The 18,364-nt window shown below is 67.1% G+C and carries 18 protein-coding genes; 10 read left to right on the forward strand and 8 right to left on the reverse strand.

All coding sequences use genetic code 11. The features are described 5' to 3' along the window. Positions 1 to 138 precede the first annotated feature (138 nt). Positions 139 to 1,818: a thiamine pyrophosphate-binding protein gene (locus tag CHB86_RS13190; RefSeq protein ID WP_089233509.1), complete on the forward strand. Its 1,680-nt coding sequence runs from the start codon at positions 139 to 141 to the stop codon at positions 1,816 to 1,818. A gap of 13 nt (positions 1,819 to 1,831) precedes the next feature. On the opposite strand, the gene CHB86_RS13195 is transcribed toward CHB86_RS13190, so the two are convergent. After that, positions 1,832 to 2,296 carry an I78 family peptidase inhibitor gene (locus CHB86_RS13195; protein ID WP_141134893.1) on the reverse strand — a complete coding sequence of 155 codons (465 nt, stop codon included), beginning with the start codon at positions 2,294 to 2,296 and terminating at the stop codon, positions 1,832 to 1,834. 73 nt (positions 2,297 to 2,369) lie between these two features. Between CHB86_RS13195 and CHB86_RS13200 the strand changes: the two genes are divergently transcribed. From CHB86_RS13200 to CHB86_RS13215, 4 genes are all read left to right on the forward strand, one after another. After that, positions 2,370 to 3,482 (forward strand): S-(hydroxymethyl)glutathione dehydrogenase/class III alcohol dehydrogenase, encoded by a 1,113-nt coding sequence (locus CHB86_RS13200; RefSeq protein ID WP_089233511.1) that lies wholly within the window; start codon positions 2,370 to 2,372, stop codon positions 3,480 to 3,482. A 105-nt stretch (positions 3,483 to 3,587) separates the two neighbouring features. Further along, complete coding sequence (locus CHB86_RS13205) at positions 3,588 to 4,310, forward strand: NYN domain-containing protein (protein WP_089233512.1); 723 nt, start codon at positions 3,588 to 3,590, stop codon at positions 4,308 to 4,310. A gap of 129 nt (positions 4,311 to 4,439) precedes the next feature. Next, positions 4,440 to 5,624, forward strand: coding sequence for a hypothetical protein (locus CHB86_RS13210; protein ID WP_089233513.1), 1,185 nt, complete (start codon positions 4,440 to 4,442; stop codon positions 5,622 to 5,624). 327 nt (positions 5,625 to 5,951) lie between these two features. Beyond that, complete coding sequence (locus tag CHB86_RS13215; protein WP_089233514.1) at positions 5,952 to 7,133, forward strand: hypothetical protein; 1,182 nt, start codon at positions 5,952 to 5,954, stop codon at positions 7,131 to 7,133. Between the two features lie 48 nt (positions 7,134 to 7,181). On the opposite strand, the gene CHB86_RS13220 is transcribed toward CHB86_RS13215, so the two are convergent. Further along, the gene (locus CHB86_RS13220; protein WP_089233515.1) at positions 7,182 to 7,799 is read right to left on the reverse strand and encodes a TetR/AcrR family transcriptional regulator; all 618 of its coding nucleotides are present in this window, start codon (positions 7,797 to 7,799) and stop codon (positions 7,182 to 7,184) included. Positions 7,800 to 7,878: 79 nt separating this feature from the next. Next, positions 7,879 to 8,055 (reverse strand): hypothetical protein, encoded by a 177-nt coding sequence (locus CHB86_RS24640; protein ID WP_176442866.1) that lies wholly within the window; start codon positions 8,053 to 8,055, stop codon positions 7,879 to 7,881. Positions 8,056 to 8,201: 146 nt separating this feature from the next. On the opposite strand from CHB86_RS24640, the gene CHB86_RS13225 reads away from it, so the two are divergent. The 4 genes from CHB86_RS13225 (at position 8,202) to CHB86_RS13240 (ending at position 11,135) form a co-directional block, all read left to right on the forward strand. Then, positions 8,202 to 9,128: an AEC family transporter gene (locus CHB86_RS13225; protein ID WP_089233516.1), complete on the forward strand. Its 927-nt coding sequence runs from the start codon at positions 8,202 to 8,204 to the stop codon at positions 9,126 to 9,128. Positions 9,129 to 9,196: 68 nt separating this feature from the next. Next, positions 9,197 to 10,030 (forward strand): S-formylglutathione hydrolase, encoded by an 834-nt coding sequence (gene fghA / locus CHB86_RS13230; protein WP_089233517.1) that lies wholly within the window; start codon positions 9,197 to 9,199, stop codon positions 10,028 to 10,030. Next, the gene (locus CHB86_RS13235) at positions 10,027 to 10,485 is read left to right on the forward strand and encodes a YaiI/YqxD family protein (RefSeq protein ID WP_089233518.1); all 459 of its coding nucleotides are present in this window, start codon (positions 10,027 to 10,029) and stop codon (positions 10,483 to 10,485) included. The genes fghA and CHB86_RS13235 overlap by 4 nt, the downstream gene beginning before the upstream one ends. 29 nt (positions 10,486 to 10,514) lie before the next feature. Then, positions 10,515 to 11,135, forward strand: a complete 621-nt coding sequence (locus CHB86_RS13240; RefSeq protein ID WP_089233519.1) for an HAD family hydrolase — start codon at positions 10,515 to 10,517, stop codon at positions 11,133 to 11,135. A gap of 122 nt (positions 11,136 to 11,257) precedes the next feature. Here the strand turns inward: CHB86_RS13240 and CHB86_RS13245 are convergent, their stop codons facing one another. Continuing rightward, positions 11,258 to 12,502 (reverse strand): MFS transporter, encoded by a 1,245-nt coding sequence (locus CHB86_RS13245; RefSeq protein WP_089233520.1) that lies wholly within the window; start codon positions 12,500 to 12,502, stop codon positions 11,258 to 11,260. A gap of 134 nt (positions 12,503 to 12,636) precedes the next feature. Here CHB86_RS13245 and zapE point away from each other — a divergent pair, with 134 nt between their 5' ends. Next, positions 12,637 to 13,755, forward strand: coding sequence for a cell division protein ZapE (gene zapE, locus CHB86_RS13250; RefSeq protein ID WP_089233521.1), 1,119 nt, complete (start codon positions 12,637 to 12,639; stop codon positions 13,753 to 13,755). Here zapE and CHB86_RS13255 read toward each other — a convergent pair. From CHB86_RS13255 to CHB86_RS13270, 4 genes are all read right to left on the reverse strand, one after another. After that, positions 13,733 to 14,956 (reverse strand): DUF1963 domain-containing protein, encoded by a 1,224-nt coding sequence (locus tag CHB86_RS13255; RefSeq protein WP_089233522.1) that lies wholly within the window; start codon positions 14,954 to 14,956, stop codon positions 13,733 to 13,735. The two genes, zapE and CHB86_RS13255, sit on opposite strands and share 23 nt — an antisense overlap. Positions 14,957 to 15,056: 100 nt before the next feature. Further along, the gene (locus CHB86_RS13260) at positions 15,057 to 16,349 is read right to left on the reverse strand and encodes a bifunctional folylpolyglutamate synthase/dihydrofolate synthase (protein WP_245837954.1); all 1,293 of its coding nucleotides are present in this window, start codon (positions 16,347 to 16,349) and stop codon (positions 15,057 to 15,059) included. Continuing rightward, the gene (gene accD, locus CHB86_RS13265; RefSeq protein WP_089233523.1) at positions 16,346 to 17,329 is read right to left on the reverse strand and encodes an acetyl-CoA carboxylase, carboxyltransferase subunit beta; all 984 of its coding nucleotides are present in this window, start codon (positions 17,327 to 17,329) and stop codon (positions 16,346 to 16,348) included. Before accD ends, CHB86_RS13260 begins: the two co-directional genes overlap by 4 nt. A 67-nt stretch (positions 17,330 to 17,396) precedes the next feature. Continuing rightward, on the reverse strand, positions 17,397 to 18,329 hold the full coding sequence (locus tag CHB86_RS13270; RefSeq protein ID WP_089233524.1) for a CPBP family intramembrane glutamic endopeptidase: 933 nt from the start codon (positions 18,327 to 18,329) through the stop codon (positions 17,397 to 17,399). Positions 18,330 to 18,364: the final 35 nt, after the last annotated feature.

Raw genomic sequence — 18,364 nt, forward strand, 5'->3', positions numbered from 1 at the left:
CGCATCTTCGATGCGGCGACGACGGGCGGGAGCCCGCGCTTGCCTGTGCCCCCGCACGGCGGCATCCTCGGCGGCGGGGACACAAGCTCCGCGCGGCCAGGAACCGGCCGCGACGCAGGGCGAACGAGGAGGGCAGCCATGACACCGGCACGACACGGCGGGCAGATACTTGTCGATCAACTCAAGCTCCGCGGCGTCCGCCGGGTCTTCTCGGTGCCGGGCGAGAGCTTCCTCGCTGCGCTCGACGGGCTCCATGAGAGCGGCATCGAGACCATCACCTGCCGTCAGGAGGGCGGCGCGGCGATGATGGCCGAAGCCCACGGCAAGCTCACCGGCACCCCCGGCATCCTCTTCGTCACCCGCGGCCCCGGGGCGACCAACGCCAGCGCCGGGCTGCACATCGCGCAGCACGACAGCACCCCGATGATCGCCTTCGTCGGCCAAATCGACCGCAAACATCGCGACCGCGACGCCTTCCAGGAAGTCGACATGCCCGCCTTCTTCGGTCCGCTGGTCAAATGGGCCGCGGAGGTGCGCGAGACCGATCGGCTGCCGGAATACATCGCGCGGGCCTGGAACGTGGCGCTCTCGGGCCGCCCCGGCCCGGTGGTTCTGGCGCTCCCCGAGGACATGCTCTCCGCCAGCGCGGCGGTGCCGGACATTCCGCCCACCACCTTCGCGCCGTCGCCCGATCGCGAAGCCTTCGCCACCGCCGTGATGCGGGCGTTGCGCCTCGCCCGGCGGCCGCTGGTCGTCGCCGGCGGCCCGGGCTGGTCGGCTCAGGCGACCCGCGATCTCGAGATCTTCGCCGAGACCCTCGACCTTCCGGTCGCGGTCAGCTTCCGGCGGCAGGACTTCATGGACAACCGCCATCCGAACTACGTGGGCTACCTCGGCGTCGGCATGAACCCGGAGCTGGGCGCACGGCTCGCGAAGGCCGACGTGATCCTCGCACTCGGCACGAGGCTGGGCGAAACGGTGACCGGCGGCTTCGAACTCCTCGACCCGGCGCGCCCCGACCCGAAACGCATGCTGATCCATTTGCATCCCGATCCCGATGAACTCGGGCGTCTCTACCCCGCGCAGCTTGCGCTCGCCGCACCCACAGCAGACGCCATATCGGCGCTCGCGGCCCATGCCGCGCCGCTGATCACCAGCCGGACATGGACCGCCGAGGCGCGTGCCGATTTCGAGGTCTGGCAGGAACCGGTGCAGACCCCCGGCGCCCTGCGGCAGGAGGCGGTGATCCGCTGGCTGTCCGACAATCTCCCGGAAGACGCGATCGTCGCCAGCGGCGCCGGCAATTTCGCGGCCTGGGTGCACCGCTATTTCCGCTACAAGCGCTATGGCACCCAGCTCGCCCCGACCTCCGGCTCCATGGGCTACGGCCTGCCAGCGGCCATCGCCGCCAAGATCGAGCACCCGGAGCGCTGCGTGGTCTGCATCGTCGGCGACGGCTGCCTGCAGATGACGGTGAACGAGCTGTCGACCGCGGCGCAGAACGACGCAGCGATCGTGGTGCTGGTGGTGAACAACGGCCGCTACGGTACGATCCGGATGCACCAGGAGCGCCGCTATCCGGGCCGGGTCATCGGCACCGATCTGCACGTCCCCGACCTGCCGCTGCTGGCCCGCGCCTATGGCGGCTGGGGCACCACCGTCACCCGCGACGAGGACTTGCCCGCCGCCTTCGATGCCGCGCGCGCCGCCGGGACGCTGGCCCTGATCGACCTGCAGGTCGACCCGCAGGCGCTCTCGCCCGCGAGCACGCTCGACGCCACGCGCGCCGCAGGGCTCGCCGCCGCGACGGGCGACTGACCGGCCGCCGGCCTCAGCCGCAGGAGATCCGAGTCACCTGCCCGGCGGAGTCGACGAAGAAGTTGATCCGCGTCGGATTGTATTCCTGGGTCACGATATCGGTCGGCCCGACCACGCGGTACGGCATGGTCAGCCCGCCCGCTTCCACCGAGGCACCGCTCTGGCCCATATATTGCTGCACCTCACCGAGCTTGCAGGTGTCCGGCAGGCGCTCCGTCAGCCCACCGGCGCCCTCGCGCACCTCGCCGTAGGGATTGACCTCGACCATCTCCAGCGCCGGGTCGACACCGGGCTGGGCATTGCCGCCACCGTCGATCGGCGAGACCGCCACCGGGTCCGCCGGCGGGATCGGGTCGATCACCGGCGGCGGCGCCGGGTTGGCGACGAAGGTCGACTCGGTGATCGGATCGGTCACGACGGGGTCGCAGGCGGCCAGCCCCAGAAGGCAGGCGGGCAGCGCGGCAAATTTCAAACGCATCTCATCCTCGCAGGTTGCATTGTCCGGGCGCATCGCCCACGGTTTGCCCGCAGTTTAACGAGAGGAAACGACGATGAAAACGCGCGCAGCGGTTGCACTGGCGGCTGGCAAGCCGCTGGAGGTGATGGAGGTCAACCTGGAGGGGCCCCGCGCCGGCGAAGTGCTCGTGGAAATCAAGGCCACGGGCATCTGCCACACGGACGAGTTCACCCTGTCCGGCGCCGACCCCGAAGGCCTGTTTCCTGCGATTCTGGGCCACGAGGGCGCCGGAATCGTGCTCGAAGTCGGCGAGGGCGTCACCAGCCTGAAGCCGGGCGACCACGTCATTCCGCTCTACACGCCCGAATGCCGAGAATGTGAATACTGCCTCAACCCCAAGACAAACCTCTGCCAGTCGATCCGTTCGACTCAGGGCCAGGGCCTGATGCCGGACGGCACCTCGCGCTTCTCCACGCTCGATGGCGACCCGATTCTGCATTACATGGGCTGCTCGACCTTCTCCAACCACACGGTCCTGCCGGAGATCGCGCTGGCCAAGGTCAACCCGGATGCCCCCTTCGACAAGATCTGCTACATCGGCTGCGGCGTCACCACCGGCATCGGCGCCGTGATCAACACCGCCAAGGCCGAGATCGGTTGCCGCGCCATCGTCTTCGGGCTGGGCGGCATCGGGCTCAACGTGATCCAGGGGCTGCGGCTCGCGGGCGCCGACCAGATCGTCGGCGTCGATCTCAACCCCGCCAAGGTCGAGATGGCCGAGCGCTTCGGCATGACCGACTTCGTGAACCCGGCCGAGGTCGACGGCGATCTCGTCGCCTATCTCGTGAACCTCACCAAGGGCGGCGCCGACTACACCTTCGATGCCACCGGCAACGTCAACGTCATGCGCACCGCGCTCGAGTCGGCGCACAAGGGCTGGGGCGAGTCGATCATCATCGGCGTGGCGCCGGCCGGCGCCGAGATCTCCACCCGGCCCTTCCAGCTGGTCACCGGGCGGGTCTGGAAAGGCACCGCGTTCGGCGGCGCACGCGGGCGCACCGACGTGCCCAAGATCGTCGACTGGTACATGCAGGGCAAGATCGAGATCGACCCGATGATCACCCACACCCTCAGCCTCGACGAGATCAACAAAGGCTTCGACCTGATGCACGCCGGCGAATCGATCCGCTCGGTGGTGGTCTACTGACCCCTTGAAGTCTGAACAGACGGGCCCCTTCTTCTGTCTGGAAACATCCTGCGGGGGTCCGGGGGAGAAAGATCCCCGGTCCGCCGCCAACCAACAAAGGCAAACATGCCCGACCAACAACCGCTCCTCGCCGTCCTGATCGACGCCGACAACACCTCGCCGCAATTCGCCAAGGCGATCTTCGACGAGATCGCCGCCTATGGCGAAGCCTCCGTCCGCCGGGTCTACGGCGACTTCTCGTCCAGCCAGATGAAGGGCTGGTCCAAGGTCCAGGCGGAGTTCGGCCTCGTGCCGCATCACCAGCCCGCCAATACCGTGGGCAAGAACGCCTCCGACATCGCGCTGGTGATCGACGCGATGGACCTTCTGCACACCGGCCGCTTCGACGGCTTCGTGCTGGTCTCCTCCGACAGCGATTTCACCCGGCTTTCGAGCCGCATCCGCGAACAGGGCCTCGACGTCTACGGCATCGGGCAACGCAAGACGCCGGAGGCCTTCCGCAAGGCCTGCAAGCGCTTCATCTATCTCGAGAACATCGACACCCGCGCCGCAAGCGACGCCGAGCCCGCCAGCACACGGAAGGATTCCGCGAAGGCCAAGCCGCTCACCGAGGCGCGCGACATGATCCTCAAGGCGATGGACGGCATCGACCAGGACGACGACTGGTATACCCTCGGCCAGCTCGGTCAGTTCGTGGTCTCCGCCAACCCGGATTTCGACACCCGGACCTACGGCAAGAAAAAGCTCTCGGACCTCGTGGAATCGATCAAGATCTTCGAAACGCGCCGCGGTCCGGGCAATCAGCTGCAGGTGCGCAGGCTGGATTGATACACGCAGCCGTAAGCGTCGATTCCAAAAAGAAATTCTGATAGCCTCCCCGGGGTCGTCGCGTATGGGTGCGATTCCGGCGGCCATTTCGAGAGTCGAACACGTTTATTCTGCAGGGGGTTACAGGCCATGGCGAAGGTCGCATTCACGAACAATCAGAGCTACCTCGGGCGGTATTCCGACTTCGAAGACTACCGGGTTGCCAAGTTCAACGCGAAGGACGGGGTCATCAGGCTGGTCTATGACAAGGATGCGGCCGGGCGCACCTTCGATCCGGAACGGTCGGCCTGGTCGGTCAAGATCACCCTCTCGAAGCTCGACACCTACAAGCCCGACCATGGCGACTATGCCGGCCAGACGCTCATCACCGGCGGCAAGGTCAACCGCATCGAGTGGTTCGACAAGGCCGACAAGATCCAGGTCAAGATGACCGACATCAGCCTCGAGGCCGGCCTGTTCCACCAGTACCTGCGCGAGGACCCCAACAAGCTCTATGCGAACCTTGTCGCCGAAAACAGCACCTTCACCGGGCCGAAGTCGGCCAACAGCGGCGTGGACGTGACCACCGGCGCCGGCAACGACGTGGTGAACGCGGGCCCCGGCGGCAGCTACATCAAGGATGCCGGCGGCGCGGACCGCTTTATCGGCACGGACAGCGACCGCTGGGACTCGGTCGCCTACGACCAATGGAACCGGACCGATCAGCCCCTGAACCGGGGCGTGGACGTCAACCTCGCCAAGAAGCGCGCCGTGGGACCGGACGGCAAGGCCGACAAGCTGGTCGACATCGAGCGCGTGATCGGCACCAACCGCAAGGACAGCCTGAACGGAGACGGCGACGACAACGCCTTTGTCGGCCTGCGCGGCCGCGACGTGATCAACGGCCGCGGCGGAGACGACCGCGTGCAGTACTACCAGGACGCAGGCGCCGGCGGATATGACGGGATCGTCGCCAACCTGATCACCGGCAAGATCCGGGACGGCTTCGGCACGCTCGACCAGGTCAAGAAGATCGAGGAGGTCGAGGGCACCGACACCGACGACATCTTCATCGGCAACGACGTCGACAACTGGTTCCGCGGCCGCGACGGCGCCGACCGGTTCGTCTTCCGCGGAAAGGATTTCGGGACAGACTACGTCGACGATTTCTCCCGGAGCGACGGCGACAAGATCGAGATCGCGGCCGCCGGCAGGATCCGCGACCTGACGATCACCCACCAGAGTTCGGGCACCTGGATCGAGCTGAACGACGATTCGAAAATCTTTCTCGTCGACTGGACCGCGGATCTTCGCGGGAGCGACTTCATTTTCTGAGCGGAAACTGACCGTCAATCAGCAGGACACAATGCAAAAGCCGGCCGGGCCGTCCCTCAACGGACGGTCCGGACCGAGCGGCTCTTCTCCGAAGATCTTCAAAATGCTGAATTATTAGTCGAATTTCGCGGAGCCCACCGTTTCTCCACAAGAAATTTCTGTGCTCACCCCGAGCGACGACCCCGCCTGGAACCTGCAAAGATGTGATCGACGGCAGCGGGGGAGGCCTTCCCACAAGCTTGTGCTCCCTGATAGGGTGCCTTTTCGACGGCATCACTCACGACGGCTGGCCGTACCTGTTTTGACAGTTTTTTGGGGGAACAACACATGGCAACGGTAAAGTTCACAGAAGCGCACAACTACCATTACGGGTACGGCGACTTCGAGCTCTACAAGGTGGCAAACTTCAACGTAAGCACCGGCACGATGAAGCTGGTTTACGATGCAAAGGGCTCCGGCGTGGCATTCAACGCCCAGCGGTCCCCTTGGAAAATTACCATCAAGTTTGACGACCTCGAGACTTACAAGCCGGAAAACGGCCCGGACGCGGGCGAGGCCTCGATCCTGTCCGGAACGGTCAAGAGCATCCGCTGGTACGACAAGAGCGGCGCCCTCGAAACCGCGATGACCAAGATCGGTCTCGATGCGGGCGTGTTCCACACCTACCTCAAGCACGATCCGAAATCGCTCTATGAACAGCTCGTGGCCGAGAATTCGATCTTCAACGGGCCGACCAGCCCGAACCGCGGCATCGATGTCACGACCGGCAGCAAGCGAGACATCGTGAACGCCGGTGAGGGCGGCAGCTACATCAAGGATATGGGCGGCGCTGATACATACAAGGGAACGAACAGCGTCTATTCCGACACCGTGACCTACGAGATGTGGAACACCGATCTGCGGCCGACGGGTGTTGGTATCCAGGTCGACCTGACGCAGGATAAGGTGATCGGTCCGGACGGCAAGGTCGACAAGCTGTTGCTCATCGACCGGATCATCGGGACCAACTATGTCGACACGTTCGTCGGCAACGGCGATGACAACATCTTCATCGGTCTTCGTGGCAACGACACGTTCGATGGGAAAGGCGGATTTGACCGCGTTCAGTACCATCGCGACAGCGGCAGCGGCGGCTACGACGGGATCGTCGCGAACATGTACAAGGGCGAAGTGCGGGATGGCTTCGGGACCACGGACACGCTCAAGAGTATCGAGTATGTCATCGGCACCGACACCAAGGACCGCTTCATCTCGAACAACCAGGACAACACCTTCCGCGGCCGGGACGGCAAGGACAAGTTCATCTTCAAGGGGTCGAAGTTCGGCTCCGACACGATCACCGACTTCACGCAATCCGAAGACAAGATGGTGATCGCGAAAGCGAATTCCATGTCCAAGCTGACCATCACGAAGGAGGCTGGCGGAACGCTCGTAACGCTCAACGACGACTCCGATATCTTCCTCGAAGGGTTCAACGGCACGCTGACGGCGTCCGACTTCATCCTCTGATCGACCGGAAATGAATTGTCGCCCCTGCGCCACTGGCGCGGGGGCGCGTCAGGCGCCGTAGCGCGCCATGAACATCTCGATCGCTCCCTGCGCGATGCGGTCGTAGTCCTTCGCCTCGAACTCGGTATCCACACCGAGCATCAGACGCGGGAAAAGATCCACCTTGCACAATTCGATGAACTGGTCCGCCGCGAGGTCGAGATCGTCTATCTTCAACTCGCCGCGCGCGATGGCATGACGGAAATAGCCGATCAGCATGTGACGCGCCCGCGCCGGTCCGTTGCGCCAGTATTCGCGGCCGAGCTCGGGAAACCTTTCCGCCTCGGCGATCACGATCCGGAACACGGCCCGACCGATGTCCGACAGCAGGAAGCACATCATCTGTGTCGCGGTCGCGGCAAGGACGTCGCGAACCGGCAGCGTCGGGTCGATCTCCTCGACCGCGTCGTAAGCCTGTTGGCAGCAATCGACCTTGGCCACTTCCAGGAACAGCAACCGCTTGTCCGGGAAGTAGCTGTAGAGCGTCGCCTTGGAGACGCCAGCCGCGCGGGCGATGTCGTCCACGCTGGCGCCTTCGAACCCATACTGAAGAAAGACTTCGCGGGCGCCGCCGACCACCTGGTCGTACTTGCGCCCACGCCTGATACGGTTCGCAGCGACGTTCATACGCGGCCCTCCTCGTGCGAGCAGAGTTTAAACCGTTCGGTTCAGTTTCCGCAAGTGGGGCCCGCTGCCGGCGGTGTCGCTACTGTCCGGGGGTCGCCTGGGTCACGACCGATCCCGCACCGCGGGTGACCGGCGCCGAACTGCCCTGCTCTTCGGACGGGAAGCTCAGATGCGGCATCTCGAATGCGAAATAGGCGGCAGAAGGCGATGACCAGAGCGCGGCCGCAACCGTCAACACGAAGACAAACCTGAACATGGGAAAACTCCTATAAAAACGACTTTGGAACGCTGGGATCATAGCACACTTACCTTACGGAAGCTTGCGGTACTTTCGGAGCGCTTCGAATGCGATCCCGCAATCCCGACGGTGACGGCGGCACGGGCGCGTGCTAGGGGCAGATCATGCTGCCGATCTTTCTGAAAACCCTGCCCTTCTTCGGTCTGATTGCTCTCGGCTACGGCGCCGGGCGGATCCGGTTCTTTCCCGATGAAGCGACAGCCTGGCTGACCAAGTTCGTCTTCTATTTCGCACTGTCTGCGATGCTGTTCCGATTCTCCGCGAACCTGTCGCTGGGCGAGGTGCTCGACTGGACCTTCGTCACGGCCTACCTCGCCGGAACCTTGGTGGTCTACATCCTCGCCACCGGCGTCGCCCTGATCCGGAAGCGGCCGATGGACGAGGCGGCCGTCGAGGCGCAATGCGCGGTGATCGGCAATGTCGGCTTCCTTGGCGTGCCGATGCTGGTGCTGTTGCTGGGCGAGGCGGCGATCGGCCCGGTGATGCTGGTGCTGGCGGTGGACCTGCTGGTCTTCAGCAGCCTCATCGTCATCATCATCACGACCAGCCGCGACGGCCGCGTCGCGTTGGGCGTGCTGATGTCGGTGGCGCGCGGGCTGCTGCGCAACCCGATGATCGTCTCGATCGCCGCGGGGTTCACCTGGGCGGCACTGCAGATCCCGATCCCCGCCCCGATGAACGAGTTCCTGACCCTGCTCGGCGCCGCCGCCACACCCGGTGCGCTCTTCGCCATCGGCGCCTCGCTCGCCTCGAAATCGGCCGAGCGGCTCTCGGTGGCGGTATGGCTGTCGGTCTGCAAGCTGGTACTGCACCCCGCCGCGGTGGCTGTGGCCGCGCTCTGGCTGTTCCCGGTCGAGCCCTACTCCGCCAGCGTGATGATCGCCGCGACCTCGCTGCCGGTGGCGGGCAATGTCTATATCCTCGCGCGGCACTACGGGGTGGCGCCGCACCGGGCTTCGACGGCGATCCTCGTCTCGACCGCCGCGTCGGTGCTGACGGTTTCGACCATCATCGCCTGGGTCGGCCAATAGGTCGGCCGCGGCCCTTGTCCGGCCTCCGGGTGCGCGGTAGGGCTGACGGGAAACCCAAGGAGGCGGCGATGGACACGATTTCCGAGAACAGGAGCTTCGGCGGCGTTCAGGGCGTCTACCGGCATCATTCCGACAGCTGCGGCTGCCCGATGACCTTCGGGCTTTACCTGCCGCCCAGGGCCGCGACCGCGCCGGTGCCGGTGCTGTGGTACCTGTCGGGGCTGACCTGCACCCACGAGAACGCGATGGTGAAGGCGGCGGCCCAGCAGCACGCCGCCCGGGCCGGGATCGCGCTGGTTTTTCCCGACACCTCGCCGCGCGGCGAGGACGTGGCCGACGACGAGGCCTATGACCTCGGCCAGGGCGCGGGCTTCTATGTCAACGCGACGCAGGCCCCTTGGGCCCCGCATTTCCGCATGTGGGATTACGTGGCCGAGGAACTGCCGCGCCTGCTCGACAACGCCTTCATGATCGACCCCGACCGGCAAGCGATCACCGGGCATTCCATGGGCGGGCATGGCGCGCTCACCCTCGCGATGAACCTGCCGGGCCGGTTCGCATCGGTCTCGGCCTTCGCGCCCATCGCCCACCCCACGCAGTCCGACTGGGGCCGCAAGCAGCTCGGCGCCTATCTCGGGGACGACGAGAGCGCCTGGGCCGCCCATGATGCGACGCTGCTGATGCGCGAGAGCGGGTTCGGCGGGCCGGTTCTGGTGGACCAGGGCAACGAGGACCAGTTCCTCGACCTGCTGAAGCCGGAAGCGCTGGCCGAGGCGATGGCCGCCCGCCGCCAGCCAGGCCAGTTCCGGATGCAGAAGGGCTACGACCACTCCTATTTCTTCGTCTCGACCTTCATGGGCGACCACGTCGCCTTCCACGCCGACGCCCTGGGGCTGGCGTGACGACGGTCTATGTCGACGCCGACGCCTGCCCGGTGAAGGCGGAAGCCGAGCGGGTGGCGACCCGCTACCAGGTTCCGATGGTGCTGGTGTGCAACGGCGGCATCCGCGCACCGGACAACCCGCTGGTGCGGGTGGTCTATGTCGACGAGGGGCTGGACGTGGCCGACCGGTGGATCGCCGCCAACGCGGGGCCCGGCGACGTGGTGATCACAGCCGACATCCCGCTCGCCTCCGATTGCGTGGCCGCCGGCGCGCTGGTGCTCAAACCCGACGGCGAAGAGCTGACCGACCGCAACATCGGCAACGTGCTCGCCACCCGCAACCTGATGACCGACCTGCGCAGCGCAGATCCGCTGCGCCCCGGCGGCGGACGGCCGTTTTCCAAGGCAGACCGGTCCCGCTTCACCCAGGCGCTGGACCGGGCGTTGACACGGGAGGCCAAACGGCGAGGGTAGGCGCGACCCTGATTTGGAGAAGCTCCCCCATGCCCGTGGACCTCGTGATCTTCGACATCGGCAACGTGCTGATCGAATGGCAACCCGAACGCTATTATGATGCCGTGATCGGCCGCGACCGCCGCGAGGCGATGTTCGCCGAGGTCGACCTGCATGGCATGAACGACGAGGTCGACCGGGGCGGCGATTTCCGCGAGGTGATCTATGCCACGGCAGAGACCTATCCGCAGTGGCGCGACGAGATCCGCATGTGGCACGACCGCTGGATCGACCTCGCCCAGCCGCCGATCGACCATTCGGTGCGGCTCCTGCGGGCGCTGAGGGCGCGGGGCGTGCCGGTCCATGCGCTGACCAACTTCGGCATCGGCACCTTCGAGGTCGCCTCCGGCGCCTACGACTTCCTCAACGAGTTCGACGCGCGGCACATCTCGGGCCACATGGGTGTGATCAAGCCGGACGCAAAGATCTACGAGATGGTCGAGGCGTCTTGCGGCTGCGCGCCGGACGGCATCCTCTTCACCGACGACCGGGCCGACAATATCGCGGCGGCCGAGGCCCGGGGCTGGCAGACCCACCTGTTCGAGGGACCGCAAGGCTGGGCCGACCGGCTGGTGGCGGAAGGCCTGCTGAGCGTCGAGGAGGCGGCATAGGCCAGACGCCAGTTCGAACTACATCCGGAACCGGAAGGGGGCTCCCCCTCCGGCTCCGGCGCTGACGCGCCTCCGGCCGTTCGGGGCGTGGCGCGCCTTCGGCGCGTCTGCCTGCGGCAGGGTCAGGCGGGCTGCATCCGGACCCGGAGGGGCTCTTCCCGCACCGGCAGGTGGATCACCGCGGAGAAGGCGCCGACGCCGATGCCGATCCACCAGACACCCGTGTAGCTGCCGGTCAGGTCGTACATCCAGCCACCCAGCCAGACGCCCAGGAACGAGCCGATCTGGTGCGACAGGAACACGAAGCCGTAGAGCGTGCCCATGTAGCGCAACCCGTAGATATGCGCGACGAGGCCGCTGGTCAGCGGCACGGTCGCCAGCCACAGCGCCCCCATGGCGATGGAAAAGATCACCACGGTTCCGGGCGTCATCGGCACCAGGATGAAAGCCGCGGCAACCAGCGTCCGGGCGGTGTAGACACCGGCGAGCAGGTATTTCCGGGAGTGTCGCTTGCCGAGCCAGCCGGCGTAGAGCGTGCCGCCGATATTGGCGAGCCCAATGAGGCTGATGGCGACGGCCCCGAGCGCGCTGGTGGTGCTCACCCCGAGGCTGTCGAGCACGCCGCCGGTCTGGATCGGGCCGCAGATCTCGGTGATGAAGGCGGGGAAATGCGCGGTGATGAAGCCGAGCTGGTAGCCGCAGCTGAAGAACCCTACGGCGATCATCGCGAAGGACGGGTCGCGGAAGGCGCGGAGCAGGACCTCGCCCATGCTCTCCTCGAGCTCGGCGCGGGTCGCGGGCGCGGGGGTCCGCATCATCGGCAGCACCAGAAGGCTCGCCAGCACCGCGGCGGCGAACACGAGGAAGACGCTCTGCCAGGGCATGACGGAGAGCAACCACTGGGCCACCGGCGCGCCGAAGACCTGTCCGGCGGAGCCGGCGGCGGTCGCGATGGCCAGCGCCATGGACCTGTTCTCGTCGCTGGCGGCGCGGCCCACGACGGCGAGGATCACGCCAAAGCCGGTGCCGGCGATGCCGAAGCCCACGAGAACCTCGAGCATCTGGTGCTGCAGCGGCGTCGTGGCGAGGGCGGAGAGCACCAGCCCGAGCGCATAGACCAGCGCCCCGGCGATGATCGCGCGGCGGTCGCCGAACCGTTCGGCGATGGCGCTGAAGATCGGCTGGCCGATGCCCCAGGCGAGGTTCTGGATCGCGATCGCCAGCGAGAACTCCGCGCGCAGCCAGCCGAAATCCTCGGCAATCGGGATCTGGAACACCCCGAAGGACGCCCGGATCGCGAAACTGACCAGGATGATGAGGCAGCCCGCGACGAGCACGGGCGTGAGAAGGGGAGCGCGCGTTTCCATTGCGGCAAGGTGCAGAGCCGGCCCGACACGGTCAATCGCAGAAAGGTGATGCTATTCATCAACATCCGTGAAGTCCGGCGGCCGCTGCCGCTGCGCGCTTTTCAAACCCGTCCGTGCCGCCTAAACACCCAGAAATGACCCGCACGCTGATCGACATCTACAACGAGCGCGCCGCCGACGGGCTGCTGACCCCGGACCCGGCACAGGCCGCCGCCTTGCCGGAGCTCGAGCGGGTGCGCCACGAGCTTGCACACCGGCCCGCCGCCCCCGCGCGGAGCGGGTTGCGCGGGCTGTTCTCCAAGCCTGCAGCGCCGGAACCGGTGCGCGGCCTCTATCTCTGGGGCGGCGTCGGCCGGGGCAAATCCATGCTGATGGACATGTTCTTCGAAGCGGTGCGCAACGAGCGCAAGCGGCGGGTGCATTTCCATGCTTTCATGCAGGAGGTGCACGCCGGCCTGCACGAGGCCCGCAAGCGCGGGGTGCAGGACGCGATCCTTCCGGTGGCGGACGAGGTGATCGCCCATGTCGACCTGCTCTGCTTCGACGAGATGCAGATCACCGACATCACCGACGCGATGATCGTCGGCCGGCTGTTCGAGCGGCTGTTCGCGGCCGGGGTGGTGGTGGTGACCACGTCGAACCGGGTGCCGGACGATCTCTACAAGGACGGGTTGAACCGCCAGCTCTTCCTGCCGTTCATCGAGATGATCAAGGAACGGATGGTGGTGCGCGAACTGGCGTCGGACACGGATTACCGGCAGGATCGGCTCGCCGGCTCGCCGGTCTATTTCACGCCGAACGATCACGCCGCGCGGTCGGCGATCCAGCAGATCTGGGACGACCTCTCGGGCGGTGACGCGCCGCCGCTGGTGCTGACGGTCAAGGCCCGCCCGGTGGAGATCCCGGCGTTCCGCAACGGCGTTGCGCGGGCCGGCTTCTTCGACCTCTGCGGCCACCCGCTGGGCCCGGCCGACTACCTCGCCATCGCCGAGGTCGCCAAGGTGCTGGTGCTCACCGACATTCCCTGCCTCGGCCGGTCCAACTTCAACGAGGCGCGCCGCTTCGTGACCCTGATAGATGCGCTCTACGAAGCGAAGGTGCGGCTGATCTGCTCCGCCGCGGCCCAGCCGGAGCTGCTTTACCTCGAAGGCGAGGGCTCGTTCGAGTTCGAGCGCACGGCGAGCCGGCTGCGGGAGATGCAGTCGGCCGACTGGGCAGCGCCGGAGGAAATCACACGGCGCAATGCCGGATGAGCTGTCCTTCCTCGTGACGGCCCTGATCCAGCGCCGCGCGGTCACACCAGATCGACATGCCGTAGTCGTGCTCTGACATCGTGTTCAGAAGCTCGTCGGCATGGATGCTGATCAGCACGTCCTGCCCGCGCCGGTCCTCCGAATTGTTGGGGAACTCGGGCTCCAGCCCGAACAGCCGATGGCGGCGCCAATCGGTGATCCGGGCGTCGATGAAGGTGCGCAGTCCCTCCGGGATCGACTGGAACGCCTCCGCGGCAAAGGCGTCGCGATACTGCCGGCGCACCTCGCCCCAGACCGCGTGGGCGCTGCCGCGCAGCAATGGCAAGACCGGGTAGTTCGGCTTGCCCTCCGCAAACGCCAGCCGCTCGGCCAGCATAGCGCGAAGCGCCGTGGCATCCACGGCACCGGCCTGCGGCTCCGCCGCGGCGCGTGCCTGCCAGGCCTCGAGCTTCGGCAGAAGCGTCGGCGCCTCCTGCAACAGCGCACCGTAGAACGCCTGCTTGTCGAGGATCACCCTGGTGGGAGGGTCGGGCCAGTGCGCCTTGCTGTTGAAGAACTGCTCCGCGAAGCCGATCTCGCGCCGCATCGCCTGCACCAGCAGGCGCGCGTCGATCTCGGCCACGGCCCAGGTGTCGATCCACGCCGCGGGATCGGCGAAGCGTTCCGGAAAGTCGGCCGGGCGTTCCTTGCCGTGATCGAGAAAGGCCACCGGATCGACGGGCCAGCGGCCGAAGGTCGGCTCCTCGCTGAAATATCCGATCTCGCTGACCGGCGGGAGCGTGGGAGGCACCGGGATACCTGAGGCGACGCGCATCCGTTTGGCGTCGATGATCCGGACCGCGTAGTCATGAAGCCCGACGAACACCAGCATCGCGCCGCCGTCCGGCAGGCCCGGCGGCAGGCTTCCGGTTTCCGGCCAGGGCTGCAACGCCCCGAGGTCGATCTGCGCGAGGAAGTGCAGCGGTGCACCGTCCGTCCCGAGGGGCCAGACGAATTCGAGCGGCGCGCGGGGCGTGCCACCGAGCCAGGAAGTGGCGTTCTGCCAGGGACGGAAAGGCGACCGCAGGATCAGCGCCCATGCGGGCAATTCGCTCGCCCGGTCGGCGCTGCCGGTGCGGGCCTCCAACTCGGCGAGGATCTGGTCGACATCGATCGACGCCCTCCTTTCAGGGCGTTTCCCCTTGCGCAACCACTTGAACATCAGCCGTTTCCCCTCGCAGAACTCACCGGAACCCTTGCACGAGAGGGGTCAGTCTCCCACGCCCCGAGGGGGGTGCCGGGCGATGTGTTGCGGGCAGGTCTCAGCCGTTGTCGCGCAGCACCGTGCCGGCGAGGTAGAGCGAGCCGCAGATCACGACGCGCGCCGCCGGGGTCTCGGCACGGATGGAGGCAAGGGCCGTGGCCACATCGGTCGCCACCTCTGCCGGGATGCCGAGCCTGCGCGCGGCGTCTGCCAGCACCTGCGGATCGGCGGCGGCGCTCTCGCCCGGGATTGGCACCGCGATCAGGCCGTCGGCCCGCCCGGCCAGCGGCGCCAGCACGGCCTCGGGATCGCGGTTGGCGAGCAGGGCAAAGATCAGCCGGGTCGGCCGTTTCGGCAGGGTGTCGAGCGTGGCGGCGACAGCGCGGGTGGCGTGGGCGTTGTGCCCGCCATCGAGCCAGATTTCCGCGTCCGGCGCGGCCTCGACCAGCGGGCCACGGCGGAGACGCTGCATCCGGGCCGGCCAGCGCGCGCCCGTCATCGCCGCCTCGCAGGCGGCCTCGTCGTGGCCGAGCGCACGCAGCGCGGCGATGACGATACCGGCATTGTCGATCTGGTGCGGGCCGGCGAGCGCGGGCAACGGCAGGTCGAGCAGCCCGGTCTCGTCCTGATAGACCAGCCGCCCCCGCTCTTCCCATGTGTGCCAGTGCTGACCCTGGGCGAGCAGCGGCACGCCGAGCCGCGCGGCACGCGCCTCGATCACCTCGAGCGCCGCCTCTTCCTGGCGGCCGACGACGCAAGGCACGCCGCGCTTCAGGATCCCGGCCTTCTCGCCGGCGATCGCCTCGAGGGTGTCGCCGAGAAACGCCTGGTGGTCCATCGCGACCGGCGTGATGACGGTCAGGCGCGGCTCGGCGATCACGTTGGTCGTGTCCATCCGCCCACCCATGCCGACCTCCAGCAGCAGCGCGTCGGCCGGGATCTCGGCAAAGGCGGCGAAGGCGGCGCAGGTCGTGGCCTCGAAGAAGGTCACGGGCGCGTCGCCATTGGCATCGAGCGTCCGCGCCAGCAGCGCCGAGAGCGTCGGTTCGGAGATATCCGCGCCCGCGAGGTAGATCCGCTCGTGGAACCGCACGAGGTGCGGCGAGGTATAGGCGTGCACACGCAGGCCCGCGCCTTCCAGCCCCGCCCGCAGCATGGCCAGGGTCGAGCCCTTGCCGTTGGTGCCCGCGATGTGGATCGTCGGCGGCAGCGCGTCCTGCGGATTGCCGAGCGCGGCGAGCAGGCGCCACGTCCGGTCTAGCGACAGGTCGATCTCTGTGGAATGCAGCCCGCTCAGCCGCGCCAGCAGCGCGTCGCTGCCGGTCACGGGGGCATCGTCGGTGGCGGTCACCGTGCCTTGTTCGCCTTCTTGGCCTCGTCGGCCTTGGGTGCGGGCTCGGCAGGCGCCTTGGCCTCGGCCGGCACGTCGGCGGGGATCAGTTCGGCGTCCGACGGGCTCGGCAGCTCGCCCATCACCGCCGGCGGCAGGCCGAGCAGCATCCGGGTGATCGTCACCAGTTCCTCGCGCATCTTGCGGCGGTCGGTGACCCGGTCGAGCATCCCGTGGTCCAGCAGGTACTCGGCCCGCTGGAAGCCTTCGGGCAGCTTCTCGCGGATCGTCTGTTCGATCACCCGCGGGCCGGCGAAGCAGATCAGCGCGTTCGGCTCGGCGATGTGGATGTCGCCCAGCATGGCGTAGCTCGCGGTGACGCCACCGGTCGTGGGGTGGGTCAGCACGACGATATAGGGCAGGCCGGCCTCGCGCAGCATCTCGACCGCGACCGTGGTGCGGGGCATCTGCATCAGGCTCAGGATGCCTTCCTGCATCCGCGCGCCCCCGGCGGCGGAGAACAGGATCAGCGGCCGCTTGAGTTCCACTGCCCGTTCGGCGGCGGCGATGATCGCGTTGCCGACATACATCCCCATGGACCCGCCCATGAAGGTGAAGTCCTGCGCGGCGGCGACGATCGGCGTGCGGCCCATCTCGCCCTCGGCAACGAGCATCGCCTCCTTCTCGCCGGTGGCCTTCTGCGCGGCCTTCATCCGGTCGGGATATTTCTTCTGGTCGCGGAAATGCAGCGGGTCCTGAACCGGCTCGGGCACCGCGACCTCGGTGAAGATGCCGCCGTCGAACAGGTCCGCGAACCGCTCCCGCGGGGTCACCGGCATGTGGTGGTCGCAGCTGGTGCAGACGTTCAGGTTGTCCTTCAGCTCCCGGTGGAACAGCATCGTCCCGCATTCCGGGCACTTGGTCCACAGGTTCTCCGGCACCTCGCGGCGGGAGAACAGCGAGTTGATCTTGGGCCGGACGTAGTTGGAGATCCAGTTCATGGAGGGTCCTTCGCGCCAGTTGCGGGGCCTGAGATATGCCGCCTGACCGGCAAATGCAATTGCCCGCTCAGCGGGTGAGGCGCCGCCGGGTCAGCCACCAGACGAGCACGAGCACAGCGATCGAGACCACGATGGAAAGCGTCTGCGCTCCGCCGGCGCTGATCGGCTCCGGCGTGACGTAGAGCGCGAGCCCGGTGATCGTGTTGGCGGTGGCGACGCCGAGGATGCCGACGGCGTTGTTGCCGAAGTGCAGCCCCATCGCCGCGCCGAGGCTGCCGGTCTTCTCGGTCAGATCGGCGGCGAGCAGGCCGAAGACCAGCGCCGAGAGCAGCACCAGCGGCATGTTTGCCCCGGCCACCGGCGACCAGTGGAGCGCCGCGAACAATACGGCGGGCAGCCCCATCCAGATCCAGCGGGCGGCGAACCGGGCGGCAAGCTGCTGTTGCAGGTAACCGCGGAACACCAGTTCCTCGGCGCCGATCTGGATGAAGATCATCACCAGCGCGAACGGCAGGAACCGAAGCCACTCCGCAAGCGGCAGGCCGGGCACCGGCGCATCGACAAGGAAGCCCAGCCCGATCATCACCGCGTAGACCGGGACAAGCATGGCAAGCGCGGTCAGGAAGCCCTCGGTCCACTCGGGCAGGTCACCGAAGAGCGAGCCCGGCCCCCGGAAATGGAACGCCGCGGCGGCCAGCAGCGGGCCGACGAAGAGGCCGAGGAACGTCGCGAGGAGGAAGAACACCGATTCCGGCGTCGCGATCCCGGTGGCGCCGGTCAGTTCGGCCTGCAGGCTGCCCAGGGCCGAGACGAGGTGCAGCGGCGTCGGATCCTCCGGCGCGGCGATCTGCCGGGCCCGGATGAAGATCGCCCCCACCGTGATCGGGATCACGATCGCCACGTACATGAAGGCGATGAACACCAGGCCGAGACCCAGCCGCCAGAGTTGCGGGTAGTCCCTGGCTTCCGCCAGCGACGCTTCGAAGGCTGATGCGCGCATTGGTCAAGGCTCCTGTCCTGAAGGTGTTAGCCTGC

Origin of the sequence: Tropicimonas sediminicola (assembly GCF_900188335.1) — a bacterium.
GTDB lineage: Bacteria > Pseudomonadota > Alphaproteobacteria > Rhodobacterales > Rhodobacteraceae > Tropicimonas > Tropicimonas sediminicola.